General features: G+C 62.5%; 25 protein-coding genes and 1 tRNA gene. 10 read left to right on the forward strand and 16 right to left on the reverse strand.

What is annotated here, in order from left to right; translation table 11 throughout:
- Nucleotides 1-70 precede the first annotated feature (70 nt).
- From ACBR42_RS07695 to ACBR42_RS07705, 3 genes are all read right to left on the reverse strand, one after another.
- On the reverse strand, nt 71-628 hold the full coding sequence (locus ACBR42_RS07695; protein ID WP_371207668.1) for a CYTH domain-containing protein: 558 nt from the start codon (nt 626-628) through the stop codon (nt 71-73).
- A 246-nt stretch (nt 629-874) separates the two neighbouring features.
- Nucleotides 875-951: transfer RNA gene (locus ACBR42_RS07700), tRNA-Arg, on the reverse strand.
- A 57-nt stretch (nt 952-1,008) separates the two neighbouring features.
- Nucleotides 1,009-2,106: an alpha/beta fold hydrolase gene (locus tag ACBR42_RS07705; RefSeq protein ID WP_371207669.1), complete on the reverse strand. Its 1,098-nt coding sequence runs from the start codon at nt 2,104-2,106 to the stop codon at nt 1,009-1,011.
- A 61-nt stretch (nt 2,107-2,167) separates the two neighbouring features.
- On the opposite strand from ACBR42_RS07705, the gene ACBR42_RS07710 reads away from it, so the two are divergent.
- The 4 genes from ACBR42_RS07710 to ACBR42_RS07725 are packed head-to-tail and all read left to right on the forward strand — an operon-like array spanning nt 2,168 to nt 7,522.
- The gene (locus ACBR42_RS07710) at nt 2,168-2,383 is read left to right on the forward strand and encodes a zinc-finger domain-containing protein (protein ID WP_102325645.1); all 216 of its coding nucleotides are present in this window, start codon (nt 2,168-2,170) and stop codon (nt 2,381-2,383) included.
- 14 nt (nt 2,384-2,397) lie between these two features.
- Nucleotides 2,398-5,178 carry a DNA polymerase I gene (gene polA, locus ACBR42_RS07715; protein WP_371207670.1) on the forward strand — a complete coding sequence of 927 codons (2,781 nt, stop codon included), beginning with the start codon at nt 2,398-2,400 and terminating at the stop codon, nt 5,176-5,178.
- Complete coding sequence (locus ACBR42_RS07720) at nt 5,178-5,807, forward strand: SCO family protein (protein ID WP_102325327.1); 630 nt, start codon at nt 5,178-5,180, stop codon at nt 5,805-5,807. The genes polA and ACBR42_RS07720 overlap by 1 nt, the downstream gene beginning before the upstream one ends.
- 23 nt (nt 5,808-5,830) lie before the next feature.
- Nucleotides 5,831-7,522 (forward strand): ABC transporter substrate-binding protein, encoded by a 1,692-nt coding sequence (locus tag ACBR42_RS07725; RefSeq protein WP_371207671.1) that lies wholly within the window; start codon nt 5,831-5,833, stop codon nt 7,520-7,522.
- Between the two features lie 76 nt (nt 7,523-7,598).
- On the opposite strand, the gene ACBR42_RS07730 is transcribed toward ACBR42_RS07725, so the two are convergent.
- Entirely contained in the window at nt 7,599-8,045 is a 447-nt protein-coding gene (locus tag ACBR42_RS07730; protein ID WP_102325329.1) for a DUF2501 domain-containing protein, read from the reverse strand.
- 385 nt (nt 8,046-8,430) lie between these two features.
- Here ACBR42_RS07730 and ACBR42_RS07735 point away from each other — a divergent pair, with 385 nt between their 5' ends.
- Nucleotides 8,431-10,203, forward strand: a complete 1,773-nt coding sequence (locus tag ACBR42_RS07735; protein ID WP_371207672.1) for an ABC transporter ATP-binding protein/permease — start codon at nt 8,431-8,433, stop codon at nt 10,201-10,203.
- Here the strand turns inward: ACBR42_RS07735 and ACBR42_RS07740 are convergent.
- Genes ACBR42_RS07740 through ACBR42_RS07755 form a run of 4 tightly spaced genes read right to left on the reverse strand, consistent with a single transcriptional unit; the run spans nt 10,175 to nt 12,862 of the window.
- Nucleotides 10,175-11,065, reverse strand: coding sequence for a metal ABC transporter solute-binding protein, Zn/Mn family (locus tag ACBR42_RS07740; RefSeq protein ID WP_102325647.1), 891 nt, complete (start codon nt 11,063-11,065; stop codon nt 10,175-10,177). The two genes, ACBR42_RS07735 and ACBR42_RS07740, sit on opposite strands and share 29 nt — an antisense overlap.
- A 2-nt stretch (nt 11,066-11,067) precedes the next feature.
- On the reverse strand, nt 11,068-11,940 hold the full coding sequence (locus ACBR42_RS07745) for a metal ABC transporter permease (RefSeq protein ID WP_110548196.1): 873 nt from the start codon (nt 11,938-11,940) through the stop codon (nt 11,068-11,070).
- A complete protein-coding gene (locus tag ACBR42_RS07750) occupies nt 11,937-12,743 on the reverse strand; it encodes a metal ABC transporter ATP-binding protein (RefSeq protein ID WP_371207673.1) in 807 nt (268 codons plus the stop codon). The genes ACBR42_RS07745 and ACBR42_RS07750 overlap by 4 nt, the downstream gene beginning before the upstream one ends.
- Nucleotides 12,662-12,862 carry a hypothetical protein gene (locus ACBR42_RS07755; protein ID WP_132305160.1) on the reverse strand — a complete coding sequence of 67 codons (201 nt, stop codon included), beginning with the start codon at nt 12,860-12,862 and terminating at the stop codon, nt 12,662-12,664. The genes ACBR42_RS07750 and ACBR42_RS07755 overlap by 82 nt, the downstream gene beginning before the upstream one ends.
- Before the next feature lie 115 nt (nt 12,863-12,977).
- Between ACBR42_RS07755 and ACBR42_RS07760 the strand changes: the two genes are divergently transcribed.
- Both ACBR42_RS07760 and fumC read left to right on the forward strand, forming a co-directional pair.
- Nucleotides 12,978-13,607 carry a LysE family translocator gene (locus ACBR42_RS07760; protein WP_132305158.1) on the forward strand — a complete coding sequence of 210 codons (630 nt, stop codon included), beginning with the start codon at nt 12,978-12,980 and terminating at the stop codon, nt 13,605-13,607.
- 108 nt (nt 13,608-13,715) lie between these two features.
- A complete protein-coding gene (gene fumC, locus ACBR42_RS07765) occupies nt 13,716-15,170 on the forward strand; it encodes a class II fumarate hydratase (protein WP_132305156.1) in 1,455 nt (484 codons plus the stop codon).
- Between the two features lie 3 nt (nt 15,171-15,173).
- Here the strand turns inward: fumC and ACBR42_RS07770 are convergent, their stop codons facing one another.
- The 3 genes from ACBR42_RS07770 to ACBR42_RS07780 all read right to left on the reverse strand — a co-directional run bounded on the left by ACBR42_RS07770 (nt 15,174) and on the right by ACBR42_RS07780 (nt 17,544).
- Complete coding sequence (locus ACBR42_RS07770; RefSeq protein WP_371207674.1) at nt 15,174-16,385, reverse strand: SMP-30/gluconolactonase/LRE family protein; 1,212 nt, start codon at nt 16,383-16,385, stop codon at nt 15,174-15,176.
- 61 nt (nt 16,386-16,446) lie between these two features.
- Nucleotides 16,447-16,761, reverse strand: coding sequence for an antibiotic biosynthesis monooxygenase (locus ACBR42_RS07775; RefSeq protein ID WP_102325333.1), 315 nt, complete (start codon nt 16,759-16,761; stop codon nt 16,447-16,449).
- 27 nt (nt 16,762-16,788) lie between these two features.
- Nucleotides 16,789-17,544 (reverse strand): SDR family oxidoreductase, encoded by a 756-nt coding sequence (locus tag ACBR42_RS07780; protein ID WP_132306202.1) that lies wholly within the window; start codon nt 17,542-17,544, stop codon nt 16,789-16,791.
- Nucleotides 17,545-17,846: 302 nt separating this feature from the next.
- Between ACBR42_RS07780 and ACBR42_RS07785 the strand changes: the two genes are divergently transcribed.
- Together ACBR42_RS07785 and ACBR42_RS07790 are read left to right on the forward strand one after the other, a co-directional pair.
- The gene (locus ACBR42_RS07785) at nt 17,847-18,167 is read left to right on the forward strand and encodes a hypothetical protein (RefSeq protein WP_371207675.1); all 321 of its coding nucleotides are present in this window, start codon (nt 17,847-17,849) and stop codon (nt 18,165-18,167) included.
- Nucleotides 18,168-18,741: 574 nt separating this feature from the next.
- A complete protein-coding gene (locus tag ACBR42_RS07790) occupies nt 18,742-19,374 on the forward strand; it encodes a hypothetical protein (protein WP_110548199.1) in 633 nt (210 codons plus the stop codon).
- 276 nt (nt 19,375-19,650) lie between these two features.
- On the opposite strand, the gene ACBR42_RS07795 is transcribed toward ACBR42_RS07790, so the two are convergent.
- The 3 genes from ACBR42_RS07795 to ACBR42_RS07805 form a co-directional block, all read right to left on the reverse strand.
- Nucleotides 19,651-19,866, reverse strand: a complete 216-nt coding sequence (locus tag ACBR42_RS07795) for a hypothetical protein (RefSeq protein WP_102325335.1) — start codon at nt 19,864-19,866, stop codon at nt 19,651-19,653.
- Between the two features lie 102 nt (nt 19,867-19,968).
- The gene (grxB, locus tag ACBR42_RS07800) at nt 19,969-20,613 is read right to left on the reverse strand and encodes a glutaredoxin 2 (protein WP_102325336.1); all 645 of its coding nucleotides are present in this window, start codon (nt 20,611-20,613) and stop codon (nt 19,969-19,971) included.
- A 7-nt stretch (nt 20,614-20,620) separates the two neighbouring features.
- On the reverse strand, nt 20,621-20,809 hold the full coding sequence (locus tag ACBR42_RS07805; protein WP_102325337.1) for a YqaE/Pmp3 family membrane protein: 189 nt from the start codon (nt 20,807-20,809) through the stop codon (nt 20,621-20,623).
- A gap of 247 nt (nt 20,810-21,056) precedes the next feature.
- On the opposite strand from ACBR42_RS07805, the gene petA reads away from it, so the two are divergent.
- Nucleotides 21,057-21,692, forward strand: a complete 636-nt coding sequence (gene petA / locus ACBR42_RS07810) for a ubiquinol-cytochrome c reductase iron-sulfur subunit (RefSeq protein ID WP_102325338.1) — start codon at nt 21,057-21,059, stop codon at nt 21,690-21,692.
- 21 nt (nt 21,693-21,713) lie between these two features.
- Here petA and ACBR42_RS07815 read toward each other — a convergent pair whose 3' ends face one another.
- On the reverse strand, nt 21,714-22,835 hold the full coding sequence (locus ACBR42_RS07815) for an L-dopachrome tautomerase-related protein (protein ID WP_371207676.1): 1,122 nt from the start codon (nt 22,833-22,835) through the stop codon (nt 21,714-21,716).
- Between the two features lie 98 nt (nt 22,836-22,933).
- On the reverse strand, nt 22,934-23,464 hold the full coding sequence (locus ACBR42_RS07820; RefSeq protein WP_102325340.1) for a DUF1269 domain-containing protein: 531 nt from the start codon (nt 23,462-23,464) through the stop codon (nt 22,934-22,936).
- Nucleotides 23,465-23,484 lie beyond the last annotated feature (20 nt).

Here is a 23,484-nt window from a genome sequence, read left to right on the forward strand (position 1 = left end):
GCCTCTCTGCGGTACTACCTGCGACACTCGCAGGTAGTACCGCGTCCCTATCTCTTAAATCGTTCATGCTTCATAGCTGAACCAGGCCAGAAGTATTCAGCAAGGCGTCAGTCGCCGGGAGCTTACGTTCCAGTTCTACTTCATGAACCTGTTCCTCTGTTTTGCCTGCGCGGACAGAACCCTCATCAATGGCAATTTCAATGACCGCATCTTCACATTTCATCATGTGGATGGCGCGCTGGATGTTGGAACGGAAAATCGGCACCAGCTTTCCGTCCAGCATCGGTTTCAGTATGGCCGCCGGGGTGACGTCCAGAAGGGTGATGTCCGGTCTGGTTGTCCTGACGGGCCATTCCCATTCATTACGATGGGTTGCCAGGGCGTTATCGCCGCCGGATTTCAGTGTCTGGACATGATGCCTGCCGGAACGTCGCACCCGCAGGGACAGGCCGCTTCTGCTCAGGGTCAGATCCGGCGTGTCATAATAGATCGTAACCAGATGGGTATGGACGACCGGGGCCACATTCTCCAGCAGGGTAACATGCTGCGCGACCAGAGCGTGCGCCTCAGCAGGGAAGTCGAGCTTGAGCTCGATCTCCTGTGGCGTGGAAAGGTGCTGGTCGGTCATGATTTCTCGTTCCCCGGATGAAAGCCGGCCAGGCGCGTTGTTGCCTGCTGGCATGGCAGGAAAACAACTGTCTGAAGCTGGTCCGGGTTCCTGTCAGGCCTGACAGGCGCGTGCGATATCGGGGAAGAAGGAGCGCTCTGTCAGTGCGGTCGAGCAGACCTGCTGGAGGGGGACGCGCGCCGCCGCCTTGAGCAGATTGGCAGACTGTCTGAATGGTCTGCAGTATCTCGTAATTTTTATGGAGAATGGCGGACTCGAAAGGATTCGAACCTTCGACCTTCGCCTTCGGAGGGCGACGCTCTATCCAGCTGAGCTACGAGTCCACTCTCGTCTGCATACATCGGGACCGCGTCGAATGCCACCCCTGAAATCAGTAAAAATCATTGCGGCGCAATCCAGTCCATATACCCCGGCAGTAGCGGCAAGGGTGCCGCACGGCCTTTCTGGTCCGCCATCCATGCCGCCGCCGCCATGTCCCCGCCCGAAGGCAGGAAATCATCGGGATGTCGTATCCAGCCTGTTATGTCAGCCGTTACCTGTTCGGCAGTCCGGCTGCGCAGCAGCAGGTGGTAGCCGCCTGCAATGTAATCGCGCCGGGCGCCAGTTGGCAGATGCCGCCATGCGGCCGCCATGGCGGGGGCGGGGATGATCTGGTCATGGCCGCCATAAATGACCAGAACGGGACCGCGCATGTGGGGCACGGCACGGGCGGCTTCGTGCATGAGGCCGGTGAGGCCGGCCAGCGCGACCGTGCCGGTATCGCGGAGCGTCAGTGGGTCATAATACAGCCGGGCCAGCGCCAGAATGTCATCGGCGGCGGTGACATGGACCGGCAGTTCGCGCCCGCTCAGCCGCCCGTGTGGGGCAAGCGCCGCCATCAGCCGCGTGACGGTGCGGGCCCCGCCATCCATGTCCCACAGCGCCGGGGCCAGCAGGATATAGCCCGCCACCGGCGGCGCATCGGATCGTGCGGCCAGCACGGTGGCGATGGCCCCACCCATGCTTTCCCCCATTACATATAGCGGCACACCGGGATGTTCATGTCCGATGGTGACGACAAGGTCTGCGGCGCTGCGGACCAGTACATCCGTGCCAGCCCACCCGCCGCGCTGTGCCGTCTGGCCAAAACCGGGCAGGTCGGGTGCGATCACGCTCATGCCCGCGGCATTCAGGATGGGGGCCGGGCGTTCCCATGCGTCCCGGCTGTCATTGAAGCCATGCAGGGCCACGATCACGGCACGTTCCGTGCCCTGTGCAGGCCAGATACGCAGGGGCAGTGTGGGACCGCCAGCAATGGCGAACATGCGATCGGCGGGCACAAGGCGGCTCAATGCCGGGTGGTGGGCCGGTGGGGCGGGGGGCGGAGCTTCCCGCGTGGTGCAGGCTGCCAGTAACGCAAAAAGCACTGGATAAAGCAGGCGTGACAGGTGAAAGTTTGAAAGCACGGCAATCCTGCGTATCATCATCAACAAGCGCATGTTCCGCTTCCGGGCGGAAACATGCAAATCCAAGCCGGACAACAGCCCGAGGCCCGCCAGAATGCAAGCCCAGCCCCATGATCCCGTTCCGCACCCCCGTCTGGGTACGGTTGAAACCATTGTTGTCGATTCGCGCACCCTGTCGTGCGATGGGGGACTGGGTGCGCTTGGCCACCCGCGCGTTTTCCTGCGCATTGGTCACCACCAGACATTCTGCCCCTACTGCTCGCGGCTGTTTGTCCTCAATCCCGATGCACCCGCAGGCGCCGAACACTGATCGCATTCTGATACATGTCCAGCGACAAGCAGGTTCACCTGATCCTGGTGGATGGTTCGGGCTTCATTTTCCGCGCCTTCCACGCCCTGCCCCCCATGACCAGCCCGGACGGCACGCCCGTCAATGCGGTGTATGGTTTCACCAACATGCTCTCACGCCTGCTGCGCGAACATGCAGGCACCCATCTGGCGGTCATATTCGATGCGGGACGCCATACGTTCCGCAATGATCTCTATAGTGAATACAAGGCCCACCGCCCCGAACCGCCGGAGGAACTGCGCCCCCAGTTCGCCCTCGTGCGCGCGGCCACGGCGGCCTTCGGCGTCCCCGCCATCGAGGAAGCCGGATGGGAAGCCGATGACCTGATCGCCGCCTACGCCCGCAAGGCGACCGATGAGGGCGGGCAGTGCACCATCTATTCCTCCGACAAGGACCTGATGCAGCTCATCCGCCCCGGCGTGATGATGATGGACCCCATCAAGCAGAAGCCGATCGGGGAAAAGGAAGTGCTGGCCAAGTTTGGCGTCACCCCTGACCGGGTGGCCGAAGTGCAGGCGCTGATTGGCGATCCGGTGGATAACGTCCCTGGCGTGCCCGGCATCGGCCCCAAGACCGCATCGGCCCTGATGGCGGAATATGGCTCGCTCGACGCCATCCTGCTGGGGGCGGAAGGCATGAAGGCGTCCAAGCGACGCGATAACCTGCTGGCCCATGCCGATATGGCCCGCCTGTCGCGTGAGCTTGTCACCCTGCGCGAAGATGCGCCCTGTCCCGAACCGATTTCCGCCCTGACCTGCTGCGATGTGGACATGGAGCGGCTGGGTGCATGGCTGTCCGAAATGGGGTTTTCATCCCTGCTGCAGCGCATGGGGATGAAAGCGCGCCCGCGCGCCCGCCATCCCGCAGCGCAGGGGGCCAGCCCTGTTGCATCCGTGCAGCCGGAAGCAGAACTTCCCCCTGTGCCTGCTGCGGAATACGGCCCGTACGTCACGGTGACGGACCCTGAAATCCTGCGTGAGTGGGTTGAGCAGGCCCGTGCGCATGGTGTCTGCGCGGTGGATACGGAAACCGATGGGCTGGACCCGCTTGTGGCCCGTCTGGTGGGGATATCGCTGGCCGTCCGGCCGGGGCAGGCGTGTTATGTTCCGCTTGGCCATGAAGGCGACCTGATGGACGCGCTGTGCGCAGCGCAGATGCCAGTCGCGCTGGCGCTTGAAATTCTCGCGCCGCTTTTTGCGGATACATCCGTCCTCAAGATCTTCCAGAACGCCAAATTCGACCTGCTGGTGCTGACGCAGGCGGGCAGTGTCCAGCCTGCGCCGGTTGATGACACCATGCTGATTTCCTACGCGCAGTCGGCGGGAAAACATGGGCAGGGGATGGATGAACTCTCCCGCCTCACACTCGATCACACGCCCATCCCGTATGATGAAGTCACGGGTACGGGCCGCAACCGGGTTGTGTTTTCCAAGGTGGATATCGCCCTCGCCACGCCATATGCGGCAGAGGACGCGGATGTGACCCTGCGCCTGTGGCAGGTGCTGCGTCCCCGGCTTCGTCCCGGTCACGCGCTGGCGCTGTATGAGGAAGTGGAGCGTCCTCTCGTGCCGATCCTCGCGGACATGGAACGCGCGGGCGTTGCGGTGGACGCGGATGACCTGCGCGCCATGTCGGTCGAATTCGCCCAGCGCATGGGCGTGATCGAGGCCGAGATCCATACCCTGGCCGGGCGCAGCTTCAATGTCGGCTCCCCCAAGCAGCTTGGGGAAATCCTGTTCGATGAAATGGGGCTGAGTGGCGGCAAGCGCATGAAATCCGGCGCGTGGGGCACCGATTCATCGGTGTTGCAGGATCTGGCGGATCAGGGCCATGACCTGCCCGCGCGGATTCTGGCGTGGCGGCAGCTTGCCAAGCTGAAAAGCACCTATGCCGACGCGCTCCTCAACCAGATCAACCCGGCGACGGGACGGGTGCATACATCCTTCCAGATGGCGGTCACGACAACGGGCCGCCTGTCATCCAACGACCCCAACCTGCAGAACATTCCCATCCGCACGGAAGAAGGGGGGCGCATCCGCCGCGCCTTTGTCGCGGCACCGGGGCATGTGCTGGTATCGGCCGACTATTCCCAGATCGAACTGCGGCTTCTGGCGGACGTGGCCAATATTCCCGCCCTGCGGGAAGCCTTCGCGCTGGGGCAGGACATTCATGCCCGCACGGCATCGGAGGTGTTCGGCATCCCGCTGGAAGGCATGGACCCGCTGACGCGGCGGCGCGCCAAGGCCATCAATTTCGGAATCATCTACGGCATCAGCGCCTTCGGCCTTGGCCGTCAGCTTGGCATTTCGCCGGGGGAGGCACGCGGCTATATCGACGCCTATTTCGCCCGTTATCCCGGCATCCGCGATTACATGGAACGCATGCGGGAGGAAGCGCGGGCGAAGGGATACGTGACGACCCCGTTCGGGCGGCGCTGCTGGGTGCCGGGCATTGCCGATCGCAACGCCGCACGGCGCAACTATGCCGAGCGGCAGGCCATCAACGCCCCGCTGCAGGGGGGGGCTGCGGACATCATCAAGCGGGCCATGGTGCGAATTCCCGACGCCCTTGCCGATACAGGGCTTGACGGACGCATGCTCCTTCAGGTCCATGACGAACTTCTGTTCGAGGTGCGGGCAGAAGACGCCGATCGTCTGTCCGCCCTTGTCAAGCAGGTCATGGAATCCGCAGCGGCCCTGTCTGTACCGCTGGTGGTGGAAACCGGGACCGGAACGAATTGGGCGGATGCACACTGATGATGCGAAATGAACGGGACCGGTTTTTCCTTCTGCTGACACTGGCGATCGTGGCGGTATCCTCGGTCTGCGGGTATGTGGGGTACCGGCTTTTTGACCGCGCGCCGGTGCCGCTCGTCACCTACGGCAATCCGGTTGGCGGCTCGTTCCGGCTGGTCAACGGGGCGGATGGATCGGTGCTGGATACCGATTTCCGTGGCCGGTGGATGCTGGTCTATTTCGGGTACACCCGCTGCCCCGATACGGTCTGCGGCGTCACGGTCAAGGCGATGACCCAGGGGGTCGAGGCGCTGGGGCGTGAGCGCGCACGGCTTGTCGCGCCGATCTTCATCACGCTCGATCCCATGCGCGATACATCCGATGTGCTGCGGACCTACGCGCTGCGTTTCGGTTTCCATCTGACGGTCATGACGGGTTCGCCCAAGATGATCGAGGCGGTGGCCCGCGAATATCACGCCCCCTATGTCCGCCATCCGGGTGAAAACGGGGATTACACCATGGATACCGCAAGCCAGATCGTCATCATGTCCCCCACCGGGCGATATGCGGGCAGCCTGCCCGCAACCGCCACGGCGGAGGAGGTTACCACGCGGATGACCGCGCTTCTGGACGGCAGGGATACTCCCTGAAGCAGTCGGAAACGGGTCAGCGGATGACGGGGACATGGCGGGCCATCGGTCCTGCGATGGTCCTCGGCTTCGGGGTGGTGCTGGCGACCACGCCCGCATGGGCGGGGGATGAGGGCACGCGCGGCAGTCCGCATCGTGGCGGCACACTGCGGCTGACGGCCGTTTCTTCTGCCGGAACGCTGGACCCGCAGATCAATTATTCCAGCCAGTACATGCAGGTGATGAGCGTCGTCTATGACGGTCTGCTGACTTATCCCAAGGTGGAAGGCCCGGCTGGTGGCCAGGCGGTGGCCGACCTTGCGCAATCCCTGCCCGAGCGGCTGGATGGCGGGCGCACATGGGTGTTCACCCTGCGCGATGGCATCCGGTTTTCCGATGGAACCCCGCTTGCGGTGGACGATGTCGCGGCGTCCCTGCGGCGCATCTTCCGCGTGGGTTCGCCCACGGCGGGATCATATTACGGTGGTATCGTAGGCGCGGATGCCTGCCTGCGTGATCCCGCTCACTGCACGCTTGCCGGCGGTGTCGTGACGGATGCCGCAACACGGCGCATTACCATTCACCTGACCGCGCCCGATTCCGAATTCCCGCAGAAGATGGCGTTCGGTCACGCGGTGATCCTGCCCGCCAGCATGCCCCCCCACGATATGGGCAATACCGCGCCGCCGGGCACGGGGCCGTACCGGATCGTCTTCTCCAGCCCCGACCGGGGCATGCGGCTGGAACGTAACCCCTTCTTCCATGAATGGAGCGAGACGGCCCAGCCCGATGGTTACGTGGATGCCATAGCATATGATTACGGCCTGTCGGATGAGGATGCGCTGACCGCCGTCGAGCGGGGGCAGTATGACTGGATGGCGGGTCTCAAGCCGCTGGACCGGCTGGGGGAAATGGGCAGCCGCCATATCGCGCAGGTCCATGTCTATCCGCTATACGGGCTGGTGTTCCTGCCGATGAACGTCAATATCGCGCCTTTTGACAGCATCAAGGCGCGGCAGGCGGTCAATTACGCGCTGGACCGGCGGGCAATGATGATCCTGTATGGCGGTTCGGGCATCGCGGCCCCGCTATGCCGCATGGTGCCACCCGGCCTGTTGCCCGGCGATGGCATGTGCGCGTGGACACGCGGCGCGGACCCCGATCATCCCGCCAGCCAGTGGATGGGACCGGATGTGGAACGCGCCCGCCAGCTTGTGCGCGAAAGCGGGACGCAGGGGCAGGATGTCACCCTGATCGTTCCCGCCACGGCGATGTATATCAGCATGGGCACCTATCTGCGCGACATGCTGCAGGCCATCGGCTACCACGCGCGGCTGCACCCGCTTTCAGCAGCCATGGAATCGGCATATGTGCAGAATACCAGCAACCATGTGCAGATCAGCCTCATGGGGTGGTATGCCGATTATGCCTCTCCCTCCAATTTTCTGGACACGTTATTTGGCTGCGAGAATTTCCATGCGGGTTCGGACAGCTCCATCAACATGTCCGGCCTGTGTGATTCCGGGGTGCAGACGGTGCTGGAACGTATTCGCACCACCCCCGATCAGGCCACGACACAGCAGTTGTGGCAGGAAGTCGATGATCGGATCACCCGGCTTGCGCCCGCCGCACCTATGATCAGCATAAGTTATGTGGATCTCGTATCACCCCGGCTGGGCAATTATTTCTCGACCAGTCTGTATCACATGGCGTTTTCGCGCGTGTGGGTACAGTAAAGACCGGCATGTGCCGAAAATAAAAAACCCTGCCGGCGGACCGGCAGGGCTTGCATTACACTGATACGCGAACGGATCAGAGCATGGACTTGGCGCGGGCTTCCACCTTCGCGCAGGCCTGCTGGCGGATCGTGGTCGATGCGTCCTCAAGCGAGATCGGCTCCGCGCCGCCAACCTTCAGCAGGCCCGTGGACCCATCGGCATAGGACATGTTGCCCTTGCTGTTGGACGGCACGTCGTTCGTCTTTTTGTTGAGTGCCGCCAGCACCGGCCATGCTTCGGCCGAGCTGAGATAGTTGGACTGGATGCAGTAGTTCAGGATACCGCCAAGGTCCGCGGGCTTGGCCGAAGCCACTGCCGAGAACACGGTATCGGCCGACAGGGAGCCGGGCTTGATCTGTTCGACCTGATTGGCGACACCGGCGCCGGTCGGGGGAGAAGTTTCGGCGTTGGCCGCAAGCGGCGCTGCCGCCAGAAGGGTGGCGAAGGCGCCAGCGGACAGGAAGCGGCTGAATGACGTCATGTTCATTCTCCCTAACATTGGGTTTCGTGGCGGAAGGGCGCGCCATTCCGCCATCGGTGAAGCGATATGTCCGGCATACCACGATGCGCCCGTCCCGGCCCCGTGTGGCTGTTATGACAGACATTCGGCTATTCGATATATCCAGCCCCGTACCACCCCGCGCCGGGGGATCATAAACCCCTGTTGCCAGCGGGTAAGTGGCGGCTTTTCCCCATATGGGCAGCAGGCCGGCGCGGGCGGCATGTCCCGTCAACAAGTCGTGATGGACAGATGCGCGCACGAGCAGCAGGCGCAAACCGTCACGGCGGCAAATGGGATTGAGTCCGTCCGTACTTCGTGGGAATGCTGGTATGACTCACGGCCTCACCCACTGCACGGGATCAACATGCAGCATCTGCGCCTTCTCCTGAAAGACGTCTGGTATCTTACCCGTCCCTATTTCGTGTCCGAAGACCGGAAATGGGCCTGGGGCCTGCTGGCGGCGGTACTGACCCTTACCTTTTCCATGGTGGGACTGGACGTGCTCCAGTCCTTTTCGCGCAATGTCTATTATACGGCCCTGCAGCAGCACGATGCGAAAACCTTCCTGCGTGGACTGTTCTGGTATGTCCATAACGAGGAAGGCTTCGTTCTGGGCTTTTTCATCATTACCATTCCGTTGATCCTGTGCAGTATTTACACCACCTACCTTCAGCAGATGCTGGGCCTGCGCTGGCGGCGGTGGCTGACCATGCGCATGACGCGGCAGTGGATGGAAAACCAGACCTATTTCCGCATCGCCATCACCACATCCGGTCTTGAAGCCGGGGCCGACAACCCCGACCAGCGCATACAGGAAGACCTGAACAGCTTCGTCACCGATACGCTTACGCAGTTCATCAGCCTGCTGTCCAATATCGTCACGCTGTTCAGTTACGTGGGGCTGCTGTGGGCGCTGTCGGGTCCGCTGGAACTGTGGGGCATGTCCATACCGGGATATTTCTTCTGGGCGGCGCTGATCTATTCGGTGGTGGCGACGTGGGTTACCCATCTGGCCGGGCACAGGCTGGCGGGGCTGCAGTTCTTCCAGCAGCGCGCGGAAGCCGATTTCCGCTACAGCCTCGTTCATGTTCGCAACAATACCGAAGGGATCGCGCTGTATCGGGGCGAGGCCGAGGAACAGGCCGGGCTGGATCGCTCCTTTTCATCGGTTTACACGAATTTCCTTTCCATCATGCGCCGGACCAAGTGGCTTGGCCTGCTGACGACGGGGCTGGATGTCGTATCGGGCAACTTTGCCCTGCTGATCGGTTCCATCCGCTATTTCGCGGGGAAGATGAGCTTCGGCACGCTCATGCAGCTTGTCATGGCGTTTTCACGCGTGCAGGGCGCGCTGGGCTGGCTGGCCAATTCCTATGCCGCCCTGACGACATGGCATGCGGAGGTCGCCCGTCTGGCCACGTTCCAGCGTGTCATGGACCGGGCGCAGGCCATGCGCAATGACGTGCGCGTGCATCCGGCCCCCGCCGGTGGCGATATGGCGGTTAGCGGACTGGACGTGTTCCGCCCCGATGGCGTGGCGTTGCTGCAGGATGTGAACTTTACGCTGGCCCATGGCCAGATGACGGTGGTGACCGGCCCGTCAGGCACCGGCAAATCGACGCTGTTCCGCGTGCTGGCGGGGATCTGGCCTTTCGCCCGTGGTGATGTCACGCGGCCCGATACGCCCATGATGTTCGTGCCGCAGCGGCCTTACGTGCCAACCGGCACGCTGCACCGCGCCGTGACATACCCTGCCGGGGTGGAAAACCATCCCGTGGCCGATGTGATCGAGGCCCTGCAACTGGTCGGTCTGGGCGCGCTGGTCCCCCGCATGGAAATGGAGGAGGCCTGGGGCCAGACCCTGTCCCCCGGTGAACTCCAGCGCCTTGCCTTCGCGCGGATCCTGCTGGCGCGACCGGGCTGGGTGTTCCTTGATGAATCGACTTCCAACCTCGATAGCGTGGCGGAAGGCGAACTTTATGGCCTGCTGCGACAGGTCTGCCCCGACATGACGGTCATTTCCATCACGCACCGGCAGTCGGTGGTGGACATGCATGTCCATACCATCGACCTGTCGCCCTTCGCGATTCAGCCGCCGGCGGAAGGGATCAGCGCGGACGCATCGCCGCAACCATGAGATCGGTATTGTGGCGCATCATGGTGATGTAGTCAGGTGCCGGGCCACCGGGCGGGGACAGGGCTTCCGCATACAGTTCGCCGCCCGGCTGCGCGCCGGTTGCCCGCGCCACCTGCTGCACAAGGCGGGGGTCGGTGGCGTTTTCCATGAAATAGGTGGTGATACCTGTCTGGTGGATCTGGCGGATCAGTGTGGCGACATCCCCGGCGGAGGCTTCGGTCTCGGTCGAGAGGCCCTGCGGGGCCATGAAGGTGACGCCATAGGCGCGCCCGTAATAGCCAAAGGCGTCATGGCTGGTCAGGACACGCCGGCGGTCCGCGGGTATGGCGGATATCCGGCTGCGGATATCCTGATCCAGCGCCTGTAACTGCGTGACATAGGCGCTGGCCGATGCGCGGAAACTGTCCGCGTCCTCCGGGTCCGCCGCGATCAGGGCGTCACGGATGGTGTTGGTCCAGATCACCACGTTGGGCACACTGTTCCATACATGCGGATCGGTTTCAGCCTGCTGTGCGCCGGGGGGCGTATAGGCCTGTATGGCGCTGGATACGATGACGGGCTGGCCATGATAACTGGCCGCATGCGCCAGTCGTCCGAACCAGCTTTCCAGTCCTTCGCCGCTCATGAACACGATATCGGCCTGTCGCAACTGCCGTGCATCATCGGGGGAAGGTTCGAATTCGTGGGGGTCGCCATCGGGCGGCACCAGCGACGTGACGGTGACATGCGTGCCACCGACATGGGCGACCACATCGGCCAGCACCGTAAAGCTGGCGACGGCGCGCAGGGTACGCGCCTGCGCATGAACGGGGGCGACGGATAGCAGCCCGCAAAGGCCAAGCAGGGAAAACAGGCGATGCACGATCATGAACCTTGCCAGGAGGATGCGCCCCGCCCGGCCCGTAGTCCGGTGGGGGATGCAAGAAGGGAGACGACATACAGGATGCTGCATGTCAGGATGATGGATGGCCCCGCCGCCAGGCTGAAATGGTAGGATACCAGCAGCCCGGTCAGCCCCGCCGCCATGCCCACGCCCGCCGATAGCGCCATCATGGGCAGAAGGCGGCGCGTCCACAGCCGCGCGGTCGCCGCGGGCACCATCATCATGCCAACGGACATGAGGGTGCCCAGCGCCTCGAACCCCGCCACGAGGTTGATGACGACCAGAAACAGGAACACCATGTGGTAGACGCCACCCCGGCTTCCGGTCATGCGCATGAAACCGGGATCGACGCATTCCATGACCAGTGGACGCCAGATGATGGAAAGCAGGCACAGGCTGAGTGTCGTGATGCCGCCCATCAGGTACAGCGCCGGTCCATCAATGGCCAGTATGGTCCCGAACAGGACATGCAGCAGGTCGATATTCGACCCCCGCGCCGATACGATCAGCACGCCGAGCGCAAGCGAAGTCAGGTAGAAACTGGCGAAGCTGGCATCTTCCGCCAGATGGGTGCGGCGGCTGACCAGTCCCGCCAGCAGGGCGACCCCCAGCCCCGCCACGATGCCGCCCAGCCCCATCGCCGTCAGCGACAGCCCGCCCGCGAGCAGGAAGCCCACGGCGGCACCGGGCAGGATGGCATGGCTCATCGCGTCGCCAATCAGGCTCATGCGCCGTAGCTGCAACATGACCCCGACCGGCCCGGCCCCCATGCCAAGGGTGATGGAAGCGACCAGCGCGCGGCGCATGAAACCAAAACTGGCGAAGGGGTCCCACAGGGCGGAAAGCAGGCTCATGGCGGTGCATTTCCCCAGTCGCCCGGCGTGCTGTCATAAGCGCGCTGCAGGGTGCCGGGGGTAAGGATGCGCGCCGTCTCCCCCCATATGGCCTGCCCGGACGAGAGCAGGACGACATGGGGAAAGCAGGTGCGGATCTGGTGAATGTCGTGCAGCACGGCGATGATGGTGCGGCCCTGCCGGTGCCATTCGCCCACCAGTTCCAGCAGGTCCTGCGTGGTGGGGGCGTCAAGTGCCGTAAAGGGTTCATCAAGCATGATGACACGGGCATCGGACATGAGCAGCCGGGCAAACATCAGCCGCTGGAACTGCCCGGCGGACAGCGCGTCGATCATGCGGCCCGCCTGCTGGTCCAGATTGACGCGGCGCAGCGCGTTGGCCGCGCGCCGGCGTATCTGTCTGTCCGCCGCGCCAAAGGCCCCGGTCTGGTGCCACGCGCCCCCCAGAATCATGTCGGTTACGCTGATGGGAAAGCCACGGTCGATAATGCGGGCCTGCGGCAGGTAGCCGAAATCGCGCTGATGCAGGCCGTCGCGCGTGATCGTGCCGCATGAAAGCGGCACTTCGCCCAGTATGGCGCGCAGCAGGGTGGACTTGCCCGCGCCATTGGCCCCCGCGATGGCCGTCATGCTGCCGGGGGTGAAACAGCCGGTCACATGCTGCCAGACCGGCGTGCCATTCATTACCACACCGGCATCATCCAGCCGGATTGTCCCATCGGTCATGGCTGGGCCACGGCCCAGGCGATCAGCCCCCACAGAACCGCGCACGGCCCGGCCATGCACACCAGCCGCTGCCACCACGCGCGGCCCATCCATGTAAGGGGAAGGGGGGCGGGTGCGGCATCGGGAACCATGCGCGGCATCGGGGTCTGCGTACCCTGCACCGGTGATGGGGCGGGTGTATGTGTGGAAAGCGACATGGTGCGCCTGAACGTTATAATATAACATATGCTCTACCGCAGGGACTTGCCCGCCGTCAAGGGAACGCGGCATTGTACGGGACATGACACATACGGACCGGACAGGGCGGAACAGGTGACTTTTCATACATGGCTGCTGTTTGCCGCTACCGCTTTCCTGCTTTCCGCCATGCCGGGACCGAACATGATGCATGTCATGTCGATCAGCGTGCGTTATGGCCTGCTGCGCAGTGTCGCGGTCATGGCGGGGTGCATGACGGCCATCGTGCTGGTGGTGACCGCATCGCTTGCGGGCATGGCGGGTGTGCTGGCGGCATCCCCCCGGCTGTTTGCCGTATTGCGGGTTATCGGGGCGGCCTATCTGGTGTTTCTGGGCGTGCGTGTCTGGATGGCGCGCGATTCGGTGGAGGAAGACGGCGGGGATACGCCGTCCACGCCGGTCATCGGAGTACAACAGTTGTTGCGCGATGGTTTCCTGACCGGGATCAGCAATCCCAAGCTGCTGCTGTTCGCGGCGGCGTTCCTGCCGCAGTTCGTCAATCCGGCTGTGCCGCACATGCCGCAATATGTGCTGCTGATCGTGACCTTCGCGGTGGTGGAGGCGTTCTGGTACCTCGTCTACGCGGGCGGTGGGCGTATCCTGTCGTCATGGCTCAGGACGCCTGTGGTGCGGCGCGTTTTCGGCATTGTGACCGGAACCGTTTTCATGGGATTTGGCGCCATGCTGCTGCTGGCGCGGGTATAGGAAGGGGGGCGGGAAATCGCGCGCACCCCCTTGTGATGCCGGGCAGGGGCGCGAAAGTGGTCGGGTGCGCCCATATTTCCTTCAACCATAAAGGGAAGGAACGCCACCATGACCGAACCCACCACCCCCACGCTGAAAGACTGTCCCATCGGGATTGATGCCACCGGCACCCGGCGGGAGAAGGACTCGATGGGGGAAATCGATGTGCCCGCCAGTCATTACTGGGGTGCGCAGACACAGCGCAGCCTTGTGCATTTTTCGATCGGGCGCGACCATATGCCCATCGAGGTGTGTCACGCTTACGGTATCGTCAAGAAGGCGGCAGCACAGGTCAACGCAGCGGATGGCCGCATGCCGCAATGGAAAGCCGATGCGATAGGCCACGTGGCGGATGAGGTCATCGCGGGCAGGCTTGATTCCGAATTCCCGCTTTTTGTGTGGCAGACCGGTTCGGGCACGCAGACGAACATGAACGTGAACGAGGTCATCGCCAACCGCGCCATCCAGCTTCTGGGCGGCGTCATCGGTTCCAAAAGCCCGGTCCATCCCAATGACGATGTGAACATGGGCCAGTCGAGCAATGATTCCTTTCCCACCGCCATGCATGTGGCCACCTTGCTGGAAATAGACGGCAGGCTGCTGCCGCGTGTGCGTGAACTGATCGCGGCCCTGCGCGCCAAGGCGCAGGAATGGATGGATGTGGTCAAGATCGGTCGCACGCATCTGCAGGATGCCGTGCCGCTTACGGTGGGACAGGAATGGTCCGGCTGGGCGCAGCAGCTTGAAGATGCGCTGGAAGCGGTGGAAGCCGCACGTCCCGGCCTGCTGCAACTGGCGGCGGGTGGTACGGCGGTCGGGACCGGCCTGAACGCGCCGCCGGGGTTCAGTCAGGCCATCGCCGCACGGATCGCCGCGCTGACGGACCGGCCCTTTGTGACCGCGCCCAACAAATTCGCGGCCCTTGGCGGGCTGGATGCCATGGTCCGGGCATCCGCCGGGTTGCGGGGGGTGGCGGTCAGCCTGCTCAAGATCGCCAATGACATGCGCCTGCTGGGTTCGGGGCCGCGCTGCGGCCTGGGGGAACTGCACCTGCCCGAAAATGAACCCGGTTCGTCCATCATGCCCGGCAAGGTCAATCCGACCCAGTGCGAGGCCATGGTGATGATCTGTACCCAGGTACTGGGCAATGACACGACGGTTGCGCTGGCGGGCAGTCAGGGACAACTGGACCTGAACGTGATGCGTCCGGTCATCGTGGCCAATGTGCTGCACGCCATCCGTATCCTGGCCGATGGCTGTCACAATTTCCGTGTCTTTTCGGTGGAGGGCACGCAGCTCAACCGTAAGCGGATTGATGCCTATGTGGCAGGCTCCGTGATGCTGGTGACGGCGCTCAGCCCGGAAATCGGCTATGACCGGGCTTCCGCCATCGCCCATCAGGCGATGGAGAAGGATATCAGCCTGCGTGAAGCGGCCCTTGCATCGGGTTTTGTGGATGCGGCCATGTTCGACCGCCTTGTCCGGCCGCTGGATATGGTGGGCAGCGGCGTGGGGGGCGCCTGACGCTTACGACGGCGCGGCCCCCTGCGTATTGACCTGCAAGGTGAACAGCGCATCGGCCGCGCACATGTAAAGGACATCGCGTTTCGGGCCGCCGAAGGTCAGGTTCGATACCCCGCGCGGCAGGCGCAGCCGTCCGATCATGCGGCCGTGCGGGTTGTACACCACCACCCCGCACAGGCCGAGCGGCCCGTTCGCCCCGCACCACAGATTGCCGAAAATATCGGTGCGCATGCCATCCGGTCCCATCTGCTGACCGTTCAGCATCATGTCCGCAAACGGGCGGAGGTTGCGCACCGTGCCATTATCCACATCCCCGGCATGGATATGCAGGTCCCCGCCCTGTCCGTTCTGCCCCGGTCCGGGACCGGACGAAATGACATAGACGGTTTTGCCATCGGGTGAGAAAGCCAGCCCGTTCGGGTCTTTAAGCTGCTGCTGGGTCAGCACGGCTTCGACCTTCCCGCTGACCGGGTCGATACGGAAGACATGGTCTTCCTGCCGCCTGTCGCCACCAGACTGGCTTACGACCTCCCCATCCAGCGTCCAGCGTTCGATTCCGCCGCGATTGGCGGGACCGCCCGGCGCATCGGGATGACCTTCGACAATGGTGTCGCCATAGCCGGGATCGGTGAACCAGATGCTGCCATCGGGATGCACCGCCACATCGTTGGGTGAATTCAGGGGCGCGTCATTATAGCGGTCGGCCAGCACATGGCACGACCCGTCATGCTCCCAGCGTATGACGCGGCGCATGCCATGTTCGCAGCTTACCAGCCGCCCCTGCCTGTCGAATATGTTGCCATTGCTGTTGTAGGAATAGGGACGAAAGATCGAAACCGCGTCATTTTCCCACAGGTAGCGGTACTGCACGGCTTTGATCGTATCGCTCAGCAGCAGGAAGCGCCCTTCGCTGTTCCATGCCGGACCTTCCAGCCAGCTACCACCACGCCATGCCAGCCGCAGGTTGGCGTTACCATAGACCAGATCCCTGAAAGATGGATCAAGCGGCAGTATGTCCGGGTCGGGCAGCAGGCCCGGCGGGGCATCCGCCCCCCATTGCCGGGGTGGGCTGGAGATCACGCTGGGCGGCTGGGGCAGGGTTTCGGGTATGGCGGCGCGCGCACCCATGCGACCTGCCCATAACCCACCCATCGCCAGTCCCCCGGCAAGAACGGTCCGACGACCGGTATGGAATGGGGGCGTGGCCTGCCGCATGGGTTTTCCCTTCTGGTCCGGGTGAAATGGCGCACCGGCTTCGCACGGAAGCCGGGTGGGTTCAGTTCTCGATATTCTGCAGGACCTCGAAGCCTTCGAATACCGGCGGTCCGGCCATAAGGGGCTTGCGGTTGCCTGCATGGGCATGGGCGGCGCGGAACTGTTCCGACTGCGTCCAGCCCAGAAAGGCTTCATGGGATTCCCAGACCGTGTGCGAGGCGTAGAGAATATGATCCTCATGCTCCGGCCCGCGGAGGAACTGGAAGCTGACAAATCCCGGCACCGTGCGCAGGTGCACCTCGCGGCCCAGCCAGCGCTCACGGAATTCCTGTTCGTTTTCAGGCGGGATACGGAAACGGTTCATGGCGATGTACATGGTCGGTTTCTCCTGTTGGGGGTCAGTCTAGCGACCGCCGGACACGGTCATCACGCTTCCTGTCATATACGATGATGCGGGAGAGAGGAGAAAGGCCACAGCCTGCGCGATCTCGTCCACGTGACCCACGCGGCCCATGGGCACCACGGTTTCGGCCAGTTTCTCGATTTCCGGCGGCACCATGTCGGTCGCGGTCAGTCCGGGGGCCACGGCGTTGACGCGTATGCCCTCGCGCGCGACCTCGTTGGCGAGTCCCCGCGTAAAGGCTTCGACCGCCGCCTTGGTGGCCGCGTAGGGGACGAGGCCGGGCAATCCCCCCAGCCTCGCCGCGACGGAGGACAGGTTCACGATGGCCCCGCCGCTGCCGCCATGGCGGGTGGACATCCGGCGCACGGCCTCGCCTGCCGCCAGAACGGTGGCGCGGATGTTGATGTTGAACAGGGTGTCGAGCATTTCAGCACTCTGTTCATCAATGCGTACCTTCGTGCCGGTAATGCCTGCATTGTTGACCAGCCCCGCAAGCGGACCGAGTTCCGCCGCGCGGGTGAACAGCGTGCCGATTTCCTCGGGTTTCGAGATATCGGCCCGCACGGCCAGCGCGCGGCCACCCCGCGCGATAAGGGCATGGGCCAGTTCCTCCGCCGGGGCGGCGTTGCTGGCGTAATTGATGACGACCGCATGCCCCTGCTGTCCCAGCAGGGTGCTGATGGCGTGCCCGATGCCCCGGCTGCCGCCCGTTACGATCACGACACCGGATGATCCGGGGGTATTGGCGCTGTTCATGAACCCGTCCTGCTTGCTGTCAGATCATGCGATCATAGGCGGCCTGTTGTTCCTGCAAACCATAAAACGTACCCATCCCCGTGACCGTATCCGTATGGCAGCCATCCGGTCGGGGCAGGGCCGTCATTCATCACGTATTCCTGAAGTCCATTTGTGTTTTTTGCTGGAATTTTCAGGAAATAACCGATCTGACCCGTCCGATGGCAGGTCTGCGTGGATGTGGCTTGACTTGCACGGCAATCTGCAATGCGCTGGACATGATATAACAAAATCCCTGTATGAAGTCTGAAGGAGATCGTCGGATGCGACGTATTCCCGTCATTCCGCGTTACAGCGCTGGCGTGCTGATCCGGGCAGTCAATCTTGTCCTTGCCGTAACGGTCGTTACCGGCACGGCGCGGGCCGCCGACCGCAATAACCAGTCTCATCCATGCAAGAACGATGTATTCCGGCTGTGTTTTCTTGACATTCCGAATGAAAAACTGATGACGGAATGCCTGGAAAGCAAGCTTGACCAGCTTTCCCCCAGATGTCGCGCCGTGTTTGAAGACGATACGCCACAGGACACGGCCCATCCGCCCGCCCAGACCCCGGCGAAGTCCGCACCAGCCACCCCACACTGACCATACGGACCGGATGCGGGCGGGGATTGTTGTTAAATGGTCCGCATGGGGCGGGGCGGGCGGATCGCTTATGGCGGCATGGCCATTTTATTTGTGTATGCACATGATGCGATCAGACAGGCTGGTGCAGATATGGTGCCGGATGAAACATCTGACAGGGCAGAGGATATACGGGCGATCTCCCGATGATGAACCCGTAATGATCTGAATGTCATATGTAACGTATTGTTAAGGGACGGACTTCTGGCCAAAGCTTTTGCGCCCCAGTTTTTATGCCGTGGGCAACCGGGGCGCTGTCATTGCGTGGGTCATACGTCCAAGTGGACAGGATCACTATGTGGTGTTAAAAAAGACCGTGCATTAACCTTGATAAATATCATATGAGCTTATCGTATGTTGGAATAGAAAATACTAATTATAAACTATTTCTACTAAATTCAGGAATATTGCCAAGAAATTATTCTGCCCCTTGCGGGCAATAATTTTATTTACCGATTCCATGCAGGGATAGCGGTAATTTTAATCATGTCCGCTGCCATGGCGACATGCGGGGACGTTCAGGAGAGAGCAGTTCATGGGCAGGAGGGACGGTTCAGCGGCAGCGATTTCGTGTAGTGACGGGCGGCTTTCCCTTGCTGCCGGTTATTTCGATATGGGTATGATTAAAAAGGCCATTGCGGAATACTTCACGGACGTTGCAGCAGGTTCGTCCCATCACCTGCACCCGGTGGTGGTCAGTGCCGGGGCATGGCTGAGTACGAAACTGCACGAACTGCATGAATGGAACCGGGGCCTGCTGACCCTTAATGGCGGGACCATCATCATCAACCATTCCTATTCCAGCACGGTAACGATGCTGTCGGTCGATGTGCTGGGTGGCGGCAGCGTGATCTTCAGTGCGCAGGAAAAGCCCGGCGGCACCCTGCTGCTGCACCTGACGCGCAAGGGGGTGGCAAGGCGCGGTCTGCAACTGGTCTTTCAGGGATGTGAGAAACAGTTCGCCTGTTACGACCCCATGGCGGACATGACCCTTGTTGGCCTCATGCCCGATGGGGAGACACCGCATGGCTGGGCGGCACTGCGGCTGGATGGCAACCCGTGGAATATTACCCATCCCACCTATGTCGCGAAGGACTGGCCCTACGGGCTGCGGCGGGAATGGCGGGCGGACGGGCATGACAGCGTGATGCTTGAACTGTCGTGCTGAAAGCCGGACAGGAACAGATCACGAAAAGGGGAAAACCCTGCCTTCATATGCTGAGTCTCCCAAAAAACCAACAGACTTATCCACAGGATGATCTGTGTGATTTTAGACGTTAGAATCTATTTTCCTGTTGCTGCAAAGAGACAATAAACGGCTATTTTCAGCCATAATCAGGAATCCCTTGCGTTCTGTCATGGGTGGACAGGAAGCCTGTCATATGGAATCGGGACGAGTCTGGCAAAAAAAATCCACACCTGAATGGTCCGTTCAGGCAGGGCGTCAGCTATCCATGCCACGGGGTTTACATGGGGGCGACCGGGCGGAGGGACATAGCGCCTCGCTGGTCATCTCAAACTGGGTCAGGATTTCCATGGGCATGCTTTCGGCACATACCATGTCGAATCTTGCGTGCAGGGATCTTCTTACCCATACCTCGAATGGCGTGGCGCCACGCCGCCCTGCGCCTGGCGGCGGATTTTCATGTGATTGTGACATGGGGGCATCTCCCGTCGTGTCGAAACTGTCCTGGGGGAAACGGCCTGCCTACCCTGACAGTTTCCACCCCTCTCCGGACGTGCCCTTCCGTACCCCGATGCTTCAGCCTGCCATGCCGTCCAGCAGCGGTATGCCAGTGGCCTGTGACATGTGCTGGCAATAGGCACGTACAGCCTGCGGCCAGTCGAGTCCCGCCACGATGGTCAGGCTGCGCAGATGGGCGAACAGATGGATATCATCGGTGGACAGGGTGCCGTTAACCGCGGCGGGACTTTCGATCAGTCCGGCCAGACGGGCCAGTCCGGCATTGGTGCTGGCGCGCAGCCTGTCGCTTTCGGCCAGACGCTGGGCAAACGGCCCCACCGTTTCTTCCTTGTTGCGCATGAAATACAGACGCGCGGCGGTGGTGGCGAATTCCGGCAGCGGAGACGCCGCGAAGCGGGGCAGGATCAGGTCGATGTAGACCGGCTGTTCCGCCGCCATCCATCGGCTGATTTCCGGGCGTGTCGGCCCGGTCAGGACCGGTCTGCCGTCCATGGCGTCGATATGGGTTACGATGTCCATGCTTTCGGGCATGAACTGCCCGTCGTGCTCTAAAATGGGCACCAGCTTGCGTCCGACCATGCGGGTCGGGGTTTCAACATCATCATTCAGCAGGATGATTTCGGTGACCGGAATCTGTTTCAGGCCAAAAATCATCCGCGCTTTTACGCAGAACGGACAGTGATCGTAGATGTAGAGCTTCATGCAGGCCTCAGGTGCGGGTCATGCGGGAAATCTTGCGATCGGTCTCATACTGGCTCAGCGCATAGACGGACCAGATCGCGGCTGGCAGCCAGCCAATCAGGGTGAATTGCAGGACCAGACAGACCAGCCCGGCGAAGGGGCGGCCAATTGTAAAAAATTGCAACCACGGCAAAAGCAGTGCGAGGACAAGGCGCATGACGGACCTCTCTGTAACGGCGTAACCGGCTGGTCGGGTGATCCTGACGGATAACGTTCCGGCAGCGATGCCGAATCCATGGGTCAGGAAACTGCAAACGGAATTGGGGGCGCGCAGATATACACATATCGGGTGACGCCGCCAGCCTGTCTGGCACGGTTTGTCAGCCAGCCACTTACGCGCATGACCGGGGCGGGGTTGCCCTAAACCCTTCCTTTCAGGCCGCGACCACGATAAAAATGCGACGATGGAAAACCCGCCCGATACACAGTCCACGCCCGCGGGGCGTCGGAATTTCCTTGGGCTTGTTACCGCCACCACCGCAGCAGCGGGTGTCGGTGCATGCCTGTGGCCCTTTCTGCAAAGCCTCGCCCCGCGCGATGGCGCGGCGGCACACCTGCCGGTGGATGTGGACGTATCCGCCCTGCCGCCGGGGCAGCAGATCGTGGTGACATGGCAGGGCAGGCCGGTTTTCATTACCCACCGCACGCCTGAAGCCCTGAGCGCACTGCAGGATGCAGCCCTGACCGGTCGCCTGCGAGATGGGCAGTCACAGGCCGGGCAGCAGCCACCCTATGCCGCGAACTGGCACCGTTCGCTTGATCCGCGTTATGGCGTCGTTGTGGGAATCTGCACCCATCTGGGCTGTGTGCCGACCTACCGCCCGCTGCCCGAAGGGCAGGGGGAGGGAAACTGGCCGGGAGGATATGCCTGCCCCTGCCATGGTTCGCGTTTCGATCTGGCCGGGCGTGTATTCCGTGGCGCGCCCGCGCCCTATAACCTGCCCGTCCCGCCTTACAGCATGCCCTCGCCCACCCTTATCCGGCTGGGTGAAAACCCGGCGGGGCAGGATTTCGACTTCTCCTCCATCCTCCAGCTCTGATGCGCTGAAGGGGCGCGTACGTCAGCGCACGGGTTTGAGGTGCAGGTCCATGGTATACATCGCAACCGGCAGATGCAGGCGGCTGACCCCATCGGGCTGGAATGTCGCGGTGCGGTTCAGTTGCACGGCGGGTATCCATAACGTGCCGTGACTGTCGATCCACATGGCATCGGCCCAGACAAGACGCCTGTCACGCACCAGCGTCGTGGCCTTGCCCTGTGGCGTGATGCGCAGGATACGCAGCGTATTCACATCCGATACATACAGGTTGCCATCCCCATCAATGGCTGAACCGCCGGTGGTGGGGGTGTCATAAAACTGGCTTACGGCATGGGACAGGTCGGCAGCGGACAGGGCAGGGTTTTCCAGTGCCGCCGTGGGGGCGACCCACATGGGGCCGGAACTGGGCTGGAAATAGAGTTTCTGCCCGTCTGGCGAGACCTCAAGCTGGTCGGCATGGACGCGCACCGGCCTGCCATGCGTGGTCAGCAGCCTGCCTTCGGCATACATGGGCCGTTCATCCGTGGTGGAGCGGTCATGCGCCAGAATGCGCCGCTGCTGTCCCGTGCGCAGGTTTACCACAACCAGCGCCGGATCACCCGCATCGGTTACGAAAATCATGTCGTTATGGAAGCGCATGTCATCCATGTAGCTATGCGCGGTGCTGGCGGCGCGTAGCGTGATGACATGTTTCACACTGCCCGTTTCAATATCAAACGCCAGCAGTCGCGCGGGCGCGCCATCAGGCGGGTTGGGTGGTCCACCTACATTCGCATCGCCTGAATCAACGACCCACAGCAGTCCGTCCGGCCCGATCCGGATGGCATTGACGCGTACGAAGGGCTGAAGATCCCCCCTGCTGCCATCGGGGCGGTTCCAGTGTGCATCGGGAAAAGGATGGGGCTGACCATTACGGTCGATTTCGGCCACCGTCGGTCCGTCGCCCCCGCCGCCCCAATAGGGGAAGGAGACGAACATCCGGCCGTTATCGGCCACGGCGACCGCATTGAACACCCGTGGGGAGGTCCACGCCGTATGCAGCGCCTCATCCGCCAGCGCGGCGGGCGCAAAAGGGACCGCAGCCAGCATCAGGGCCGCAAGGACTGTATCGCGCAGACGCCTGCGGGGACGGATCGTGTGCATGGGCCGAGCATATCATCCGTATGGATGCGGTGCCATCACGCCTGCGTGTGGGATCAGGTGCTGGTCCCGCCGGGTCTGGATACCCGGCGGGGGTATAGTCAGGCGGCGGGTGCGGCCATCTGGCCCAGTGCCGCGCGCAGCTTGCCTTCATCCGCAGGCGAGAGCGAGGTCTGCAGCACGCGGGCATGACCCTTGAACTGCGCCAGATCGGTCAGCACCTTGTCGGGCTGCGACTTGCGCACCAGCACGAACAGCGCGGATGTATTGGGCGGGATGGTGCCGCCAAGGGATTTGATGAAATTGTCATCAATCCCGTAATCGGACATCTTGCCCGCAATGGCGCCAGCACCCGCGCCGACAATGCTGCCCGCGACAAAACCGGCCAGCGGGTTCAGACACAGCAGCCCGACCAGCGCGCCCCAGAACCCGCCGGAGAACAGTCCGTAGGATGCACCGACCTTTTCCAGGTTGACGCTCTGCTGCAGGTGCAGCTTGCCATCCGGTCCGCGGACCACGACGACTGCGTCCTCCAGGTCCAGAAGGTATTCCTTTTCCAGTTTCTTGCATTCGGTCAGCGCGGCCGTGGCTTCATCCGGGCGGTCAAAACCGACAACGATCAGATCGGACATGGGTTACTCCATTTCATAAC

It is taken from the genome of Komagataeibacter sp. SM21, assembly GCF_041402665.1.
GTDB lineage: Bacteria > Pseudomonadota > Alphaproteobacteria > Acetobacterales > Acetobacteraceae > Komagataeibacter > Komagataeibacter saccharivorans.

What these genes read in the sequence shown, in the direction of transcription:
- ACBR42_RS07695 (WP_371207668.1), bottom strand. Translation starts at nt 628, where the DNA reads ATGACCGACCAGCACCTTTCCACGCCACAGGAGATCGAGCTCAAGCTC.
- ACBR42_RS07705 (WP_371207669.1), bottom strand. Translation starts at nt 2,106, where the DNA reads ATGCGCTTGTTGATGATGATACGCAGGATTGCCGTGCTTTCAAACTTT.
- ACBR42_RS07710 (WP_102325645.1), top strand. Translation starts at nt 2,168, where the DNA reads ATGCAAGCCCAGCCCCATGATCCCGTTCCGCACCCCCGTCTGGGTACG.
- polA (WP_371207670.1), top strand. Translation starts at nt 2,398, where the DNA reads ATGTCCAGCGACAAGCAGGTTCACCTGATCCTGGTGGATGGTTCGGGC.
- ACBR42_RS07720 (WP_102325327.1), top strand. Translation starts at nt 5,178, where the DNA reads ATGATGCGAAATGAACGGGACCGGTTTTTCCTTCTGCTGACACTGGCG.
- ACBR42_RS07725 (WP_371207671.1), top strand. Translation starts at nt 5,831, where the DNA reads ATGACGGGGACATGGCGGGCCATCGGTCCTGCGATGGTCCTCGGCTTC.
- ACBR42_RS07730 (WP_102325329.1), bottom strand. Translation starts at nt 8,045, where the DNA reads ATGACGTCATTCAGCCGCTTCCTGTCCGCTGGCGCCTTCGCCACCCTT.
- ACBR42_RS07735 (WP_371207672.1), top strand. Translation starts at nt 8,431, where the DNA reads ATGCAGCATCTGCGCCTTCTCCTGAAAGACGTCTGGTATCTTACCCGT.
- ACBR42_RS07745 (WP_110548196.1), bottom strand. Translation starts at nt 11,940, where the DNA reads ATGAGCCTGCTTTCCGCCCTGTGGGACCCCTTCGCCAGTTTTGGTTTC.
- ACBR42_RS07755 (WP_132305160.1), bottom strand. Translation starts at nt 12,862, where the DNA reads ATGTCGCTTTCCACACATACACCCGCCCCATCACCGGTGCAGGGTACG.
- fumC (WP_132305156.1), top strand. Translation starts at nt 13,716, where the DNA reads ATGACCGAACCCACCACCCCCACGCTGAAAGACTGTCCCATCGGGATT.
- ACBR42_RS07770 (WP_371207674.1), bottom strand. Translation starts at nt 16,385, where the DNA reads ATGCGGCAGGCCACGCCCCCATTCCATACCGGTCGTCGGACCGTTCTT.
- ACBR42_RS07775 (WP_102325333.1), bottom strand. Translation starts at nt 16,761, where the DNA reads ATGTACATCGCCATGAACCGTTTCCGTATCCCGCCTGAAAACGAACAG.
- ACBR42_RS07780 (WP_132306202.1), bottom strand. Translation starts at nt 17,544, where the DNA reads ATGAACAGCGCCAATACCCCCGGATCATCCGGTGTCGTGATCGTAACG.
- ACBR42_RS07785 (WP_371207675.1), top strand. Translation starts at nt 17,847, where the DNA reads ATGCGACGTATTCCCGTCATTCCGCGTTACAGCGCTGGCGTGCTGATC.
- ACBR42_RS07790 (WP_110548199.1), top strand. Translation starts at nt 18,742, where the DNA reads ATGGGCAGGAGGGACGGTTCAGCGGCAGCGATTTCGTGTAGTGACGGG.
- ACBR42_RS07795 (WP_102325335.1), bottom strand. Translation starts at nt 19,866, where the DNA reads ATGTCACAATCACATGAAAATCCGCCGCCAGGCGCAGGGCGGCGTGGC.
- grxB (WP_102325336.1), bottom strand. Translation starts at nt 20,613, where the DNA reads ATGAAGCTCTACATCTACGATCACTGTCCGTTCTGCGTAAAAGCGCGG.
- ACBR42_RS07805 (WP_102325337.1), bottom strand. Translation starts at nt 20,809, where the DNA reads ATGCGCCTTGTCCTCGCACTGCTTTTGCCGTGGTTGCAATTTTTTACA.
- petA (WP_102325338.1), top strand. Translation starts at nt 21,057, where the DNA reads ATGGAAAACCCGCCCGATACACAGTCCACGCCCGCGGGGCGTCGGAAT.
- ACBR42_RS07815 (WP_371207676.1), bottom strand. Translation starts at nt 22,835, where the DNA reads ATGCACACGATCCGTCCCCGCAGGCGTCTGCGCGATACAGTCCTTGCG.
- ACBR42_RS07820 (WP_102325340.1), bottom strand. Translation starts at nt 23,464, where the DNA reads ATGTCCGATCTGATCGTTGTCGGTTTTGACCGCCCGGATGAAGCCACG.